We start from the raw sequence: 14388 nt of genomic DNA on the forward strand, positions 1-14388 counted from the left end.
TTTAACGTTGGCAGGCTTGGTGTTTCTGGATCGTCTTGGCGCGTTTGACGGTTTTGCCGACGTCGTGGCGTGTAGCGCGTTGCTTGTTCTTCGAGCCGGGCGGTCGTCCGGGGCCGGGCCGGGAGGGTTTTGGTGCGGCTGCCGGACGGGCCGCTGTCGGGCGGAGGTTGCAAAATCCCCGCCGGACGCGGGCGGGGGTGAGTCGGCGGGGTTCGGCAGGCTTCTCCCAGGGGCGCCGGAGGTCTTCGGCAAGCGGGCGGGCGAGGCGGAGCTGGGTGTGGGCGGCGATGATCAGCCAGGTCCAGAGGTCGGCGGTGTCGGCGTGGCGGAACCTGGGGCAGGTCCAGCCGAGGGTCTGCTTCATGAAGCGGAAGGTGTGTTCCAGGTCGAAGCGGCGGAGGAACGACTGCCACCAGCGGTCCACGTCGGCGGGTGTCGCTCCGGTGGCCGAGCACCACAGCCAGACGGGCTTCGGGCTGCGGTCGCCGGGCAGGCGATCGACGTTCAGACGGATCAACGTGCCGTGCAGGACGGGGAGTTCGTCCTGTGCGTGTTCCAGCCAGGGGCCGCGGTGGGAGAGTCTGGGGTGCATGCGGTCCCAGGCGGTCGTCTCGGCGGTCCCGTAGCGGGTGGTGGACGTGGAGGTGGTGATGTCGGGCGTGTGCCAGGCGTCGGGCCGGGAGAGGCCGAGGACGCCGCCGTGCTTGCGGGGCCGGCCCGGACAGGTGCGGGCGGGGCCCGGGTCGCGGAGCATGACACGGTCCGAGCGCAGGCGTCCGACGAGCACGACGGGCAGGTCCGTCAGGGCGTGGGAGAGGTAGGCGGTGTCGTAGCCGGAGTCCATGACGATCAGGATCTCCGGGTCGCCCTCGCTCCAGTGCCCGGCATCGATCAACCGGACGACAACGTCCCGTAGTTGGGCGGTGGTGGCGAGCGTGGCATCGTCCGCCGGTCCGAGGCGCACAGCGTCCAGCAGCGCGGTCCAGGAGGTCCGGCCTGACTCCAGCGCGGCCACGAACGAGTACGGCCAGCCGGGCACGAGCTGGTCCCTGCTGCGGTCTCCGCGCCCGTAGACGTGACAGAACAGCCTCTCGTCGCTGGTCGGAGCATCGGGGCGGAGCCAGTGGGACACAATCGACAGCAAGCACGATCCGCCCGTCCGCCGCCTTCGGCAGCGGCAGGCCCGCCAGGGTGCGGCGCAGGCGGGCCGGCTCGCACCAGCCCCGCTCCAGAGCCGCGTACATCGCTCCGTGCCCGCGCCGGTGCTCGGCCGCCAGCGACAACTCGACCAGCGTCCTCACCGGCCCGTCCGCACACAGCACCGCATCGGCGAGCTCGAACAGCGCGTCAGCACGGGCGTACAGACACTCGTAGAACTCGACCCGAAAGCGGGACAACACGTCCAACACCCCACCAGCGGGCGTACCGACCGGGAGACTCACAAGTAGCGGCCGCTCTCTCGCACTTCGTTACTCGACATCTCGAAGCGTGGAGAACGGCCGCATCACGTGCTGCCGGATCCGGAAGATCTCAGCAGGTCGAGTGACCCACGAGGTTAAACAACAAGCTGAGAAGAGGGGCCCACCGCGGCACGCCGCAAGACCCGGGCCGCCGGACCCTCGGGCGAGGCCCTTCGCATCGCCCGGACGATCGTCTACTACGAAGCCTGCCTGGACTCCGAAGTCGCGCACGCCATGGCCCGTGAACTGTGGGCCCACGACATGAAGTTGCCGTTCGCGGCCGGTGAGCACGTCTCCACAGACGCCGCCCGGCTGCTGGAGGAACGCGCCCGCCGCGAGACAGCTGAAAGGTGAGAACCCGTTGCAGGCGCGGGCGGATTACGGAAGCCGGACCAGTCACCTCTTCACACCTCTGGCTCACCTGCATGGGTGGTTTGACATCTGATGCCGCAAATGCCGTGGAAGGGCACTCGTAATCTGAGCCCCGTTCGTCGAAGGACAGCACATGCGGCACTCCTGAGGAGCGTAGATGCCCAACTTCCAGCTCGGTGACGTCCCAACCGGCTTCGTGTTCAACGAGAGCGACGGCCTCATCCACTACAGGTACGGCCTTCTCCTCCCCATCCCTCAGCCCAACCAGACCGGCGTATGGGGCGACGCCTACTTCAGCCTCGGCTCCAGCTGGGTCGATGTGCGGCTGAAGGTGCAGTTCCACAACGGCACGACCTGGCTCCCCGCCAAGGACTGGGACGTCAGTCAGGGTGGTGCCCGCGTCACCGAGAAGCTCCCCAAGGGAATTCAGAAGATTCACGTCGGGCGAGTGAAGAAGAGCAGCACCGACGTGGCGGACGACAACCCGGTCGGCTGGCTCCTGGAATACGTGTAGCAGCCCGGAAGCCCTCCAAGCGCCTCGGACTGCTTAGCGCCAGTCCGAGGCGCATCACGTTCTCCCGGCTTCCACGAGAACAATGGCTCGACCCTGACTGCGTCGGGGGGCAACCTGCACCCGGCTCGCGTGGGGGCGTCACCGGCCCCCGAAGCCAACTACGCCCACCCACTGCCGAAGTGGTCGTAGGTCATCACGTAGATGCCCTCGCTCTCGGGATGGAGGAGAAGCGGAAGGTCGTCGGCCTTCAGCCGGGATGTCGGGACAGTCTCGTAGGCGGAGACCATCTGCCCCGACCCGTCCACGACGGGAAGCGCTGAAGGAATCAGCTTCCCCCCGCTGACGACGATCACCGGCTGGCCGTTGCGGTATTCGAGCGTCAGCGTGCCGACGTCCTCGGGAGCGACCTCGGACGCCGGGACCCGGCCCGGCCGCTCGGACGCCGTCGCCCCAGGGGCGGGCGTCCCCCCGAGGCCCGCAAGCATCTCGGGTGGCATCTGCACCTTGGCAGGGCCCTTTGAGTTGGGCGTGGTCTCGGACATGGGCATCTCCTTGCCGGCTGGCTTGTGTCGGGCCGGCCCGGATCTTCCCACGACTAAGCGTTACCGGGCAATCACTCCTTGCGAGCCAGAGAGCCTGGGTGAGGAGGCCCCGCTTGACCCTCATCTACGAGCCACTCCGCACGATCCCGGACACCGTCCCGCATCCGCACCGCACCCTGGCAGGCGAGCTGCTGCGCTGGAGCGCCCCCGCGTTCCGGCCGGACTGGAAGTACACCCCGGAGCAGTGCCGCATCCTGGCGCGCTGGCACGAACTGCGCGACGACGCCGTTCCCCAGGACCCGAACGACCCCGAGACGTCGGGCCGGATCTTCCGCCACGAGTCCGACACCCTGCGCCGCCTGAAGGGCTGGGGCAAGGACCCGAAGATGGCGTCGGTCTGCGCGTTGAAGTTCGTCGGCCCGTGCCGCCTGGCCGGCTTTCGCGCTGACGGCTCGCCGATCAGTGGTCCGCCGCAGGAAGCCTGGGTGCAGATCTTCGCCACCGCGGCCGGCCAGAACGTGAACACGATGTCGGCGCTGTCCACGATCTTCAGCCAGGCCGCCATCGACCGGTACGCGATCAAGCTCGGCCAGGAAGTCTGCTACGCCTCGCAGACCGACACCGACGGCCGCCAGTGCCGGCTGGAGGCCAAGGCCTCCTCGTTCCGCGCCACCGAGGGTGGGCGCCCGTCGTTCGCCCTGCTGAATGAGACCTGGCACTGGGTGGAGGGCAACCACGGCCCCGCCTCGCCGCCACAACTCGCCCGAACGCCACGAAGGTTGGCGGGCGGACGATGGAGATCGCCAACGCCCCGGTGATCGGCGAAGAGTCCGTCGCCGAGGGCCCTCAGCCCTCTCTCCCCGGTCGCGGTCGAGCACCTGGCGGGGCCCTGTGCTTCAAGGAGGCTGCTGTGTCTGCGAGTTCGCGCCGGACGGCGCCTCTTCCCTCGCACTGGCCGCGCCTTCGCCGCGCGGTGATGAACCGCGACGGCTGGATCTGCCAGCACGTCCGCTACGACACCGGCGAGGTCTGCGCCGAGCCCGCGCGCCACTGCGACCACATCGTCCCCGCCTCCGAAGGCGGCTCCGACGACCCCACGGACCTCCGCGCGCTGTGCGACTGGCACGTCCTGCGCAAGGACGCCGCCGACGCCGGCCGCGTCCGCAAGAAGGCCGCCGCGATGCGCTGGCAGCCCGCCCGAACCTGTCGACCGCACCCCGGGGAGGTCCGTTGAACGTCGATCCGACGCTGAAGGACCCGCAGACGGTCCGTGCCGCGCTCATCGAGCTGTACGAGACCGAACTCGACCTTGAGCCGGGCGACTTGGTGGCGATCGACATCGCCGCGGCCATGCTCGCCCGCGCCGCCCAGCTCGACGCCGTGGTCAAGCGCCAAGGCCAGATGATCCCCGGCGGCAACCGCGCCGGGATGATGGTCCTGCACCCCGGCATCGCGCAGGCCCAGACCAGCCGGGCGAGCGCGGCCGGCCACCTCGCCAAGATCCGCGGCGAGGGCGATGGCCCGAAGCGCGGCCACAACGCCCGTGACGCCGTCGGCGCCCGCTGGGGCAACCGAGTCTGAGAGGAGCCCGCCATGGCACGTGGGTCGCCCGGTCAGTGTGGATCTGAAGCCGGGGAAGCCTTTGGGTCAACTCGCGGCAAAGCTGCTCTTGTTAACAGGTAGACGATGGTAGGTGTCGCGGGCATCCTGAAGGTTGGCAGTAGCCATCGCTCGTGAAGGAGGCGCCGTGCGGCGCGGATTCGGAGCACCTATCGCACTCCTGCTCTTCTTTGCCTCGTGGATCTTGCTCAGCAAGTTCGTGTTCCCCCACCTGCCGCACCGCCCTGCGGGAGATCCGGGCTACACCCAACAACCTTATTTTCCCCAGCCTCTCGCTCCGCCCCCGCCTGTCATTCCGCAACCGGACATCGGCGTTCAGCGCGGGCGGTGACCGTCCGGGCGTGATCGCTCCGGCAGCGAATGATCAACGGAGAGGAGCCCGCCATGGCACGCCGCAAGGCAGCTTGGACCGCCGGCCCCTCGAACGAGGCCTTGCGCATCGCCCGGACGATCGTCTACTACGAGGCGTGCTTGGACTCCGAGGTCCCGGACGCCGCCGCCCGCGAGCTGTGGGCCCACGACATGACCACGCCGTTCGCGGCCGGTGAGCACGTCACCGTCGACGCTGCCCGGCTGCTGGAGGAGCGCGCCCGCAGGGAGGCGGCCGAAGGCTAGAAACCTGCTGGTCTTCAAGGACGGGCCCTGGGCGCGATGCCCGGGGTCCGCCGCGCACTCAAATTCAGGCGGTGACCCGCTTGAAGGTGAAGGCGTCCGAGGCAGAGCCGGTGATGCTGTTCAGCACCTCGACCTGGCTTTCCTTCCCGGGCTCCCTGACCATCCACGCCGAGCCGCCGCGGGGTTCCACGATCCGATAGGTGTCGTTCTTCCCGTTCACGGCGACAAGCTGCCACTGCACGGCGTACTGGGGGTCCATGAGCAGGGCGACGAGCTTGTTGTCCTCGATCGCCGTGCCCGCGTTGTCCTGGATCGGCGCCCTCGTCCCCTTCGCACTCAGGGAGTAGAGGCCGTTGGGCAGCGCCTCGACAACCCACGGCCTGTCCGCGCTGCCAGCCTGATTGATGATCGCCTTCGGCCTCAGGCTTAGGTCCTCGATGCCGCGACGCCCGACCAGGTCTTGACCGTTTTGAATCGTGTAGTAGCCGGATTCCAGGCCCATCGTTACCTGCCCGTCCTTCCCTATGTGATCACCGGTGCCCGGCTGTTCTATGCCCAGAGGTTGGGAAGAGACGGGTCGGTTCGACTTGAGTTCACCCGATCGAGCGAACGGCAGCAATTGATGCGGGGGTGGCGCTCTGACCATCACCTACGAGCCGGTCCGCACGATCCCGGACGACGTCCCGCACCCGCACCGCACGCTGGCGGGCGAGCTGCTGCGCTGGTCCGCCCACGCGTTCCGGCCGGGCTGGAAGTACACCCCGGAGCAGTGCCGCATCCTGGCGCGCTGGTACGAACTGCGCGACGACGCCGTTCCCGAGGACCCGAACGACCCCGAGACCTGGGGCCGAGCCTTCCGCTACGAGTCCGGCACCCTGCGCCGCCTGAAGGGCTGGGCAAGGACCCGAAGATGGCGTCGGTGGCCGCGATGGAGTTCGTCGGCCCGTGCCGCCTGGTGGGCTGGCGCGACGACGGTTCGCCGATCGGCGGGCCGCCGCAGGAGGCGTGGGTGCGGATCTTCGCCACGGCGGCCGGTCAGAACGTCAACACGATGTCGGCGCTGTCCACGGTCTTCAGCCAGGCCGCGATCGAGCGATACGCGATCAAGCTCGGCCAGGAGGTCTGCTACGCCTCGCAGACCGATACCGACGGCCGGCAGTGCCGGCTGGAGGCCAAGGCCTCCTCGTTCCGCGCCGCCGAGGGCGGACGCCCGTCGTTCGCGCTGCTGAACGAGACGTGGCACTGGGCCGAGGGCAACCACGGCCCGCGCCTGGCGGCCACGATCCGGCTGAACGCCACGAAGGTGGGCGGGCGGACGATGGAGATCACCAACGCGCCGGTCATCGGCGAGGAGTTGGTGGCTGAGGGCACCTGGTACGCGTTCGAGAAGCAGCGCGACGGGGTGAACCGGGACGTCGGCATCTATTCCTGTGCGCGCGGGGCGACTCGGTGTGGATCAACCCGGAGCGGGCGATGAAGGACATCTGGGCGGCCTCCACCACCGAGGACGAGTCCCGCCGCAAGTACCTCAACCAGCTGTCCAGCCACGATGACGCGCTGGTGGACCGCGACACCTGGGGCCTGGCCACGGTCGAGCCCGCGGAGGGCATACGGCCGGGCGAGCGGATCGTGCTCGCCTTCGACGGCGGCAAGACGGACGACTCAACCGGCCTGGTGGCCATGCGCGTTCGGGACAAGCTGGTCCAGAAGCTCACGCTGTGGGAGAAGCCCGACGGCCCGGCCGGCAAGCGCTGGGAGATCGACGGCACCGAGGTCAACGACATGGTGGCCCACGTCTTCCAGAAGTACACCGTCGTCGCGTTCTTCGCCGATGTCGCCGGGTGGGAGTCCTGCGTCGCCGACTGGTCGGAGACGTACGGCAAGAACCTGCTGATCAAGGCGTCCGGCAAGTCCACGGCCGGGTTAGACATGCGCGCCAAGCAGCGCGAGATCACCACCGAACACATGGCGATGGTCGGCGCGATCGAGACCGCCGCCCTGCCGCACGTGCGGGACTACTCGCTGACCCGCCACACCCTCAACGCCCGCAAGCGCCTCAATCAGTACGGGATTTCGTTCGGCAAGGAGTCCCGCGAGTCGAAGCTGAAGATCGACCTCTACGCCGTGATGGTGCTCGCCTGGATCGCCCACCGGCGCCTGACCGAGAGCGGCAAGCTCAAGCCCCCGAAACAGCCCGGAACGCTACAGACCAGAGGAGGGTTCTGACGTCCTCCCTCCCCGTCGTTCTCCAGCGTGCCCGGCACGCGAAGGGCCTGGTCGACCGCGACTTCGAGCTGCTGAACCTGCCCGACCGCTACGCCCGCGGCCTGCACCGGCAGCACCGGGGCGGGCGGAATGCTCGTCCAGGACGGCGGCCGGGACATGATCCGCACCACCCTGCAGAACGACCCCGGGGCGATCGGCTACTACCGCAAGACCGACGCGAGCCCCTGCCACTTCTGCGCGCTCATGGCCTCGCGCGGCGCGGTCCACGTCGAAGCGCACCGCCGCGTTCGGCGCCTACCCCCACTGCCACTGCCAGGCCGTCCCGATCTTCTCCCGCCGCTGCCAACTCCCCGAGGAGAACGCGCGGTTCGCCCTGATGTGGAAGCGGTTCGGCGGGGGCTCGCTGGCGGACTGGCGCACCTACTACGGCACTGCCTAGTGAACGGCGCGCTTCAGCAGCACTTCCCGGTGAACAACCTCCGTGGAGCTGCCGATCTTCTCAACGTAGCGGTTCGCACTCACCGCCTCCCAGCCCTGCGAGCCCAGAGCGTTCAGCTCCGAAAGATCGACGTTCCAGCCACTCACCCTTACGTCGATGATCTTGTACTCCCAACTCGCTCCCACAGCTTTCCCTTCGCCCTCGCGGTGGCGTCCTACGTCGATGGTGGCACGCCTGCGGCCCCGAAGGGCTGACTTGGAAGTCGATAGGCAACACGTCGCTGGACAACGGCATCGAGATGACCGTGGACGGCGACGAGCCCGAGGTGCTGGGGAGCTGGCTGAATCGGGCATCCTGGCGCAGTGGCCGCGACCGGCCCGCGGCTCAGGCCCGGGGCGGGGTGCGGATGGCCAGGACGGCCATGTCGTCGTGGCCGTCGCCCGGGTGCAGGTCCGCGAGGAGGTGGACCAGTTCGTCGAGTGGAAGGTCGGCGTGTGCGGCAGCGAGGGTGGCGAGGGCGGCGAGGCCCTCGTCGATGTCGCGGTCAGGGTGTTCGACCAGGCCGTCGGTGAAGAACAGGACGGTGGCGCCGCTGGGGAGCGGGTGGGTGTGGTCGGGGCGGTGCAGGGTGGGGTCGACGCCGATCGGGATGCCGGGTTCGCCTTCCAGGTACCAGGTGCGCCCGTCCGGCCCGAGGACGAGTGGCGGCGGGTGCCCGGCGGTGCTCCAGCGCATGGTCCAGCCGTCCCCGGCGGCGGGTTCGATCCGGGCCAGGCAGGCGGTGGTGACGGGCAGGTCGGTGATGGCCTCGACGGTGCGGTCGAGCTGGGTCAGCACCGAGCTGGGCGGGCTGCGGCGGTCGTACAGCAGTGCGCGCAGCATGTTGCGGGCCTGGGCCATGGCGGCCGCGGCGTTCAGGTCGTGGCCGACGACGTCGCCGATGACGGCCGCGCACGCGTGGTCGGGCAGGATGACGGCGTCGTACCAGTCCCCGCCGACGCCGGCCGGGTCGGCGGCGGTGCGGTACGCGGCGGCCCCGGTGAACGGCGACAGGTCCGGCAGTGTGGGCAGCAGCATCCGCTGGAACTGCGCGGCGCTGTCCCGCATGTACCCGAACAGGCGGGCGTTCTCGATGGCGATGCCGGCCGCGCCCGCGAGTGCCTGCACCACCTCCTCGTCGGCCTGGTCGAACGGCCGCCCGTCCCGGCGTTCGGACAGGTACAGGTCGCCGTAGATCGCCCCTCGGACGGTGATCGCCACGCCGAGCAGCGTCCGCATCGGCGGGTGGCCCGGCGGGAAGCCGACCGACGCCGGATGCGCGGCGATGTCCGTCACCCGCAGCGGTTCGGGGTTCCGGATGAGGTGCCCGAGCACCCCGCGTCCGCGCGGGAAGTCGACCCCGGCCAGATCCGCGCGTTCCTCCGGCGACAGCCCGGCCGTCACGAACTGCTCCAGCCGGTCCCCGGACGGCGCGAGAATCCCGAGCGCGCCGTACCGCGCGCCGGCCAGTTCCATCGCCGTGGTGACGATCCGGTGCAGCACCGTCGGCAGATCCAGGTCACCCCCGATGGCCAGCACCGCCGACAGCAGCCCCTGCAACCGGTCCCTGGCCTCGCCCAGCGCACGCAACTGCGCCGCGATGTCCTCCACCTGCTCGTTCATCGCCCCCACGGTAGCCACGACACCACCGTCCCCACCGGTCAACACGCGCTGCACGCCCCGGCCCGCGCCCGGTTTTCGCCGAGGACATCCGCCTGCGGGGACGGCACGGGCCCGCCGGCAGACGCGGTGGTGGCCCGGTTCGACAGGCTCAACTGCCGTGCGGCTCGCAGGAGGCCAGCTTCAGGCGGCAGTCGTCGAGGACCTGCGCCACCGCGGCCCGCGCCTCGCCCCCGTCCGCCAGTTCGACGAGCAGTTCGCCGGCCGCCACCAGGGCTTCCCAGAACTCCACCGGCCGGCCCCGGCCGGTTCGCGGGCCGAAGCGCGCGAGCGAGCGCAGGACCGAGTCCAACTCGCCCTTCGCGAACCGGCGCAGGAGCCCGTGGGCATGGCCGCTCCCCAAGCCGCCCATGGCACCCATCGCGGCGCGCAACCGCTTCTCCACCGCCGACTCCCGCGCGTCGAGTTGCCGGTGGATGTCGAACACGCCCGCCATCTCCAGCAGTTCGCCGTACAGCGCCTCGTCGCCGTCCTCGAACGGACTCTGCATCTCGTCCGGATCATCGTGCAGACGCCGCCGCAACTCCTGCTCCGGGATCCCCATCGCCAGGCCGACCGCCACTGCCGCGTCCCACCACCGCACCGTCCGTACGGCCAACTCGCCGCACACCACGGCCGGTTCCGCGCCCGACCGCAGCCGCTCCCGAGCCTCCTCGGCCAGGCTCCCGCCGTCCGCCACGCCCGTCTCCCGTCGCATTCGATCCGCTGCCGCTACCGCCGCGATCCCGCTCGCTCCCGGCTCTTCCCACTATGGTCTCGGCCCATGAGTACCGACATCGCGATCGCCCGCGAGGCGAATGACGAACTGGTGACCGCATTCGCCCGCTTGCTCCCCCAACTGTCCGCTACAGCCGCGCCGTTGGACCACGACGCGGTTGCCCGCCTGGTGACCTGCGACTCGAACACGCTGCTGGTGGCCCGGCTCGACGGGGTGATCGTGGGTGTGCTGACGCTGGTCGTGTCGCCGCTGCCGTCCGGGCTGCGGGCCCGGATCGAGGATGTGGTGGTCGATGCCGCCGCCCGCGGACACGGCGTCGGTGCCGCACTGACCGACGAGGCCGTGCGGCTGGCGAAGGACGCGGGTGCCCGGACCGTCGATCTGACGTCCCGTCCGTCGCGGGGAGCGGCGAACCGCCTCTACGAGCGGGCCGGGTTCCGGACCAGGGACTCGACGGTCCACCGGTACACCGTCACCGAGTAACTCGCCTGCCGGGGCTCAGAGTTCCGACGCAGCGAGAGCAACGCGAGGTCGTGCCGTCTCCCCCGGTGCAGGCACGCGCGCCCGGGGCATTCGCCTGGTGCGCGCTGCCAGTCGGATCGCTGCGCGCCGGCAGCGACCCGGCCGGCCCTGCGGTCGGCCTCCGTTCCGGCCGGGAAGCCGAGGGCGGTCAGGTGGAGGCGAAGTAGCGGCGGGCGGCCGGCGTGCCCAGCGACGACCGGGCGGCCAAGGAGACCCCTGCCTGCGAGAGGGCGGCCAGGTGGGTCAGCCGCTCGCGCTCCCAGCCCGCGAGCCGCTCGTGCGGCAGGCCCCGGCCCGGTACCCATCCGCGCAGGGCAGTCGCGAGCGAGGCGGCGTCACCGACCGCCTTGGCGGCTCCTGAGGCGGTGTGGGGGCGCACCGTGCCGGCGGCGTCGCCGATCAGCGCGACGTGGTCAGCGACCATCCGGTGGGGTGCGAGGTCGAAGATCGGCTGCATGAAGACCTTGGACAGCCTGACCAACTGCGCGAACGGCGCCGGCATCACCTGCTCCGCCGTGGCCGCCAGCTCGGCCTCGATCTGCGGCAGCAGTTCACCGGGCGGCAGGAAGGTCGAGTACGCCTTGCCCGAGCGGCTCGCCAGCAGCCTGGGCAGTTCGGTCTCCGGAACGGTCATGTGGCAGACCCAGTTGACCCGCCTGGACCCCTCGGTGCGTTCGCCGTTCGGGCCCGGGACGAGGTAGCACAGCATCTGCAGGCCGTCCGCGCCGAAGAAGGTGAACCTGCCGGCCAGCAGTTCGAGCAGCTCGCCGGGCAGCGCGGACTCCGGTTCCAGGCCTCGCCAGGACACGTACCCCGCGTACCTGGAGCGGGAGGAGGGGTCGAACAGCCGGCGGGTCGTCGAGCCGATTCCGTCGGCGCCCACCAGGAAGTGCCCCTGCGTCGTGTATCCGTCCGCGAACTCGGCCGTGACCTTGCCGTCCTCCACCCGGACGTGCCGCAGTGCGCTGTCCATCCGATAGCAGACCTCGTCGAGGGGCACTCGCAGCGTGCGGTGGAGGACGTCCCACGCGCTCATCAACTGCGGGGCCTCGTAACGGGTGGGCCTGCCCCGGCGGTGCAGCCACTGGCGCTCCGTCAACTCGACGCTGACCTCTCGCGCGGAGCTGCCCAGCTTGGCCAGCAGCGCCCCCACCTCCGGCTGCATGACGATCCCGGCGCCGCGGGTCGCTATCTGGCCGCCCGAACGCTCGTACACCGCCACCTCGGCACCCGTACCCCGCAACTCGTGCGCCGCCGCCAGGCCCGCGAAAGACCCCCCGACGATCACCACCCTGGCTGCCTCGTCAGTTCGCATTGCATGCCTCTCTCCGCCACCGGCCCCGATGCCGCTGGACCATTCGATCTTGGGCCGCGCCGCGAACTTCCCGCAACCCCAAGCCAGTTCGACCGATGATCTGTGCGCCGAGAGGAAAATTCCGTGGGCGCGCGTGGACAAACAGGGCCGGAACGGCCCGGCAGACTTCGCTCAGCGAACACACACGGCACCACCGCTCGACCTGCCGAGGCACCGGGTCTCCGTGGTGCCGGTGCCGGTGCCGGTGCTACGGGAGCGCGAAGCGCCACATGTCGCGCGGTTCGCCGCCGACCTCCTGGTGCGCGGGCACCAGCGTCTCGCGCCGGTAGCCGGCCCGTTCGGCGGTGCGCAGCGAGCCGGTGTTCCACGGCTCCACGTACAACTCGACGCGGGGGACGGCGAGTTCGCCGAACGCCCAGTCCGTGACGGCTTTCAGCCCGACGAGCGCGACGCCCCTGCCCCGGCCGCTCCCCGGCACCCAGTAGCCGGCGGTGGCACTGCCGCGCAGCGGCAGTTCGCCGACCCACAGGCCGACGTTCCCGACGGCCCGCCCGTCGGGGTCCTCGATGACGAACGGGTAGCCGGTGCCGATCTCGGTGCGCCGCCACTGCCGTTGCACGAACGCGTCGGCCTCCGCGTCGGAGTAGGGCGCGGGCACGGTGGTGATCAGCGGAATGTACGGGTCGGTGGCGGCCTCGCGCAGCAACGCCCGGTCCGTCAGCTCCCAACGCCGCAGCCGGAATCCGTTCTCCGCCGCGATCTCCGGCATCACTCTGGGCAGGTCCACTCGCCCATCCTCGCCCAACCGCCCCACCGACGGCCAATCACCTCGGCTTTCCCGCCGGGCCTGCCCCCGTCCCCCGTAACGGTGATGACGGAAAGCCGCCAGCCTCCACCCGGGGGCCCTGCTGAACTGACCGGACATCGAACGATCCGGTACAGGACGGAACTCATGGCCACCTCCGCTGCTTCACGCCCCCGCACGGCCAACCGGCCGGCCCGATCTCCCGTGGTCGGGTGGCTGTCCGTGGTGGCGGTCATGTTGGGGATCTTTTCGATCGTCACGACCGAGATCCTGCCGATCGGCCTGCTCACCTCGATCGGGTCCGACTTCGCGGTCTCGGACGGGGTGGCGGGGCTGATGATGACCATGCCCGGCCTGCTCGCCGCTGTCTCGGCGCCGCTGGTCACCGCAGCCACCGCCCGCATCGACCGCCGGGCGATGCTGGGGGCGTTCATGCTCCTGCTGGCCCTGGCGAACGGACTGGCGGTTGTCGCGCCCAGCTTCGAACTGGTGGTGGTCTCACGGGTCTTGGTGGGCGTCACCATCGGCGGCTTCTGGTCGATCGCGGCCGGGGTCGCCGATCGGCTGGTGCCTGCGGACCGCGTCGGCCGCGCCGTCTCGGTGATCTTCTCGGCCGTCCCGCTGGGGTCCGTCCTCGGGGTACCGGTCGGCACGTTCATCGGCGACGTGGCGGGTTGGCGTGCGGCGTTCGCCGTCATGGGCGCGCTGTCGGCCGGCGTGTTCGTCCTGCTGCTGGTGGCCGTGCCGCCCCTGCCGCCGGCCGGGGCCACCCGGCTGCGGGTGCTGGGCGGCCTGTTCCGCAGCGTGAACGTCCGCTTCGCGCTGCTGCTGACAATGCTCATCGTGCTGGCCCACTTCGGGGCGTACACCTATGTGACGCCGTTCCTCGAACAGGTCACGCATGCGGGCCCGGCACTGATCACCGTCTTCCTGCTGGTCTACGGAGCCGCGGGCATCCTCGGCAACTTCCTCGGCGGCTCCCTGGTCGCCCGGCGCCCCCGCACCGGTTTCGGCGCGGCGGCGGCCCTGCTCGCCGGGGCCACTCTGCTGCTGCCGGTGCTGGGCGGCTCGAAGGCCGGCGCGGTGAGCCTGTTGTTCGTGTGGGGTGTCGCCTACGGAGCGGTGCCCGTGTCCTCGCAGACCTGGTTCGCCAAGGCGGCCCCGAACGTACCCGAGGCGGCGTCGGTGCTCTTCACCGCCTCGTTCCAGGCCACCATCTCGCTCGGCGCACTGGCCGGCGGCAGCATCGTGGACCACACCTCCCCGTCCACGGTCATGACCCTCGCCGGCATCACGTCCGGCCTCGTGGTTCTGACCGTACTGACCCATTTCACCCGCGGCCTCACCTGGCCGAACGGCAGCACCGGCAACTGACGGCTGCGACCGTCGTGTGTCCAGCGGTACCAGTCCGAGGTGAGTCTTTCAAACGCCGGCCGAGCGCTGCGGGCGGGCCGGGCAGAACGGGCAACTCCCGGGGTGCCGTCCCAGCGGGCGGAGCAACAACGTCGCTTACACCGGACT

General features: G+C 70.3%; 16 protein-coding genes and 1 pseudogene. 9 read left to right on the forward strand and 8 right to left on the reverse strand.

The window, feature by feature from the left end; genetic code table 11:
• Position 1 precedes the first annotated feature (1 nt).
• Positions 2 to 1406: pseudogene (locus ACFYS8_RS31870) on the reverse strand (NF041680 family putative transposase).
• A 583-nt stretch (positions 1407 to 1989) separates the two neighbouring features.
• Here ACFYS8_RS31870 and ACFYS8_RS31875 point away from each other — a divergent pair.
• Entirely contained in the window at positions 1990 to 2346 is a 357-nt protein-coding gene (locus ACFYS8_RS31875; protein ID WP_387647709.1) for a hypothetical protein, read from the forward strand.
• 158 nt (positions 2347 to 2504) lie between these two features.
• Here the strand turns inward: ACFYS8_RS31875 and ACFYS8_RS31880 are convergent, their stop codons facing one another.
• A complete protein-coding gene (locus ACFYS8_RS31880; protein WP_387647711.1) occupies positions 2505 to 2888 on the reverse strand; it encodes a hypothetical protein in 384 nt (127 codons plus the stop codon).
• 113 nt (positions 2889 to 3001) lie between these two features.
• Here ACFYS8_RS31880 and ACFYS8_RS31885 point away from each other — a divergent pair, with 113 nt between their 5' ends.
• The 4 genes from ACFYS8_RS31885 to ACFYS8_RS31900 all read left to right on the forward strand — a co-directional run bounded on the left by ACFYS8_RS31885 (position 3002) and on the right by ACFYS8_RS31900 (position 5123).
• Positions 3002 to 3706, forward strand: a complete 705-nt coding sequence (locus ACFYS8_RS31885) for a hypothetical protein (protein ID WP_387647714.1) — start codon at positions 3002 to 3004, stop codon at positions 3704 to 3706.
• Between the two features lie 92 nt (positions 3707 to 3798).
• Positions 3799 to 4122, forward strand: coding sequence for an HNH endonuclease (locus ACFYS8_RS31890; protein WP_387647717.1), 324 nt, complete (start codon positions 3799 to 3801; stop codon positions 4120 to 4122).
• Positions 4119 to 4469 carry a hypothetical protein gene (locus ACFYS8_RS31895; RefSeq protein WP_387647719.1) on the forward strand — a complete coding sequence of 117 codons (351 nt, stop codon included), beginning with the start codon at positions 4119 to 4121 and terminating at the stop codon, positions 4467 to 4469. Before ACFYS8_RS31890 ends, ACFYS8_RS31895 begins: the two co-directional genes overlap by 4 nt.
• A 471-nt stretch (positions 4470 to 4940) precedes the next feature.
• Complete coding sequence (locus ACFYS8_RS31900) at positions 4941 to 5123, forward strand: hypothetical protein (RefSeq protein WP_387647722.1); 183 nt, start codon at positions 4941 to 4943, stop codon at positions 5121 to 5123.
• A 64-nt stretch (positions 5124 to 5187) separates the two neighbouring features.
• Here ACFYS8_RS31900 and ACFYS8_RS31905 read toward each other — a convergent pair whose 3' ends face one another.
• A complete protein-coding gene (locus ACFYS8_RS31905) occupies positions 5188 to 5625 on the reverse strand; it encodes an I66 family serine proteinase inhibitor (protein ID WP_387647725.1) in 438 nt (145 codons plus the stop codon).
• Positions 5626 to 6033: 408 nt separating this feature from the next.
• Here ACFYS8_RS31905 and ACFYS8_RS31910 point away from each other — a divergent pair, with 408 nt between their 5' ends.
• Positions 6034 to 6600: a hypothetical protein gene (locus ACFYS8_RS31910; protein WP_387647727.1), complete on the forward strand. Its 567-nt coding sequence runs from the start codon at positions 6034 to 6036 to the stop codon at positions 6598 to 6600.
• Positions 6597 to 7349: a hypothetical protein gene (locus ACFYS8_RS31915; RefSeq protein WP_387647729.1), complete on the forward strand. Its 753-nt coding sequence runs from the start codon at positions 6597 to 6599 to the stop codon at positions 7347 to 7349. The genes ACFYS8_RS31910 and ACFYS8_RS31915 overlap by 4 nt, the downstream gene beginning before the upstream one ends.
• Positions 7350 to 7784: 435 nt before the next feature.
• On the opposite strand, the gene ACFYS8_RS31920 is transcribed toward ACFYS8_RS31915, so the two are convergent.
• The 3 genes from ACFYS8_RS31920 to ACFYS8_RS31930 form a co-directional block, all read right to left on the reverse strand.
• On the reverse strand, positions 7785 to 7934 hold the full coding sequence (locus tag ACFYS8_RS31920; RefSeq protein WP_387647730.1) for a hypothetical protein: 150 nt from the start codon (positions 7932 to 7934) through the stop codon (positions 7785 to 7787).
• 238 nt (positions 7935 to 8172) lie between these two features.
• A complete protein-coding gene (locus ACFYS8_RS31925) occupies positions 8173 to 9450 on the reverse strand; it encodes a PP2C family protein-serine/threonine phosphatase (protein WP_387647733.1) in 1278 nt (425 codons plus the stop codon).
• A 148-nt stretch (positions 9451 to 9598) separates the two neighbouring features.
• The gene (locus ACFYS8_RS31930; protein ID WP_387647736.1) at positions 9599 to 10186 is read right to left on the reverse strand and encodes a hypothetical protein; all 588 of its coding nucleotides are present in this window, start codon (positions 10184 to 10186) and stop codon (positions 9599 to 9601) included.
• A gap of 84 nt (positions 10187 to 10270) precedes the next feature.
• On the opposite strand from ACFYS8_RS31930, the gene ACFYS8_RS31935 reads away from it, so the two are divergent.
• Entirely contained in the window at positions 10271 to 10708 is a 438-nt protein-coding gene (locus ACFYS8_RS31935; protein WP_387647739.1) for a GNAT family N-acetyltransferase, read from the forward strand.
• Between the two features lie 187 nt (positions 10709 to 10895).
• Here ACFYS8_RS31935 and ACFYS8_RS31940 read toward each other — a convergent pair whose 3' ends face one another.
• Positions 10896 to 12062, reverse strand: a complete 1167-nt coding sequence (locus tag ACFYS8_RS31940; protein WP_387647742.1) for an FAD-dependent monooxygenase — start codon at positions 12060 to 12062, stop codon at positions 10896 to 10898.
• Positions 12063 to 12309: 247 nt separating this feature from the next.
• Positions 12310 to 12849: a GNAT family N-acetyltransferase gene (locus ACFYS8_RS31945; RefSeq protein WP_387647745.1), complete on the reverse strand. Its 540-nt coding sequence runs from the start codon at positions 12847 to 12849 to the stop codon at positions 12310 to 12312.
• Between the two features lie 165 nt (positions 12850 to 13014).
• Here ACFYS8_RS31945 and ACFYS8_RS31950 point away from each other — a divergent pair, with 165 nt between their 5' ends.
• Entirely contained in the window at positions 13015 to 14241 is a 1227-nt protein-coding gene (locus ACFYS8_RS31950; RefSeq protein WP_387647748.1) for an MFS transporter, read from the forward strand.
• Positions 14242 to 14388 lie beyond the last annotated feature (147 nt).

The organism is Kitasatospora sp. NPDC004615, assembly GCF_042873545.1.
Lineage (GTDB): Bacteria > Actinomycetota > Actinomycetes > Streptomycetales > Streptomycetaceae > Kitasatospora.

Excerpts from the sequence above, each read along its gene's own strand:
- ACFYS8_RS31880 (WP_387647711.1), bottom strand. The coding sequence starts at position 2,888 with ATGTCCGAGACCACGCCCAACTCAAAGGGCCCTGCCAAGGTGCAGATG.
- ACFYS8_RS31925 (WP_387647733.1), bottom strand. The coding sequence starts at position 9,450 with ATGAACGAGCAGGTGGAGGACATCGCGGCGCAGTTGCGTGCGCTGGGC.
- ACFYS8_RS31910 (WP_387647727.1), top strand. The coding sequence starts at position 6,034 with ATGGCGTCGGTGGCCGCGATGGAGTTCGTCGGCCCGTGCCGCCTGGTG.
- ACFYS8_RS31915 (WP_387647729.1), top strand. The coding sequence starts at position 6,597 with ATGAAGGACATCTGGGCGGCCTCCACCACCGAGGACGAGTCCCGCCGC.
- ACFYS8_RS31950 (WP_387647748.1), top strand. The coding sequence starts at position 13,015 with ATGGCCACCTCCGCTGCTTCACGCCCCCGCACGGCCAACCGGCCGGCC.
- ACFYS8_RS31875 (WP_387647709.1), top strand. The coding sequence starts at position 1,990 with ATGCCCAACTTCCAGCTCGGTGACGTCCCAACCGGCTTCGTGTTCAAC.
- ACFYS8_RS31905 (WP_387647725.1), bottom strand. The coding sequence starts at position 5,625 with ATGGGCCTGGAATCCGGCTACTACACGATTCAAAACGGTCAAGACCTG.
- ACFYS8_RS31940 (WP_387647742.1), bottom strand. The coding sequence starts at position 12,062 with ATGCGAACTGACGAGGCAGCCAGGGTGGTGATCGTCGGGGGGTCTTTC.
- ACFYS8_RS31935 (WP_387647739.1), top strand. The coding sequence starts at position 10,271 with ATGAGTACCGACATCGCGATCGCCCGCGAGGCGAATGACGAACTGGTG.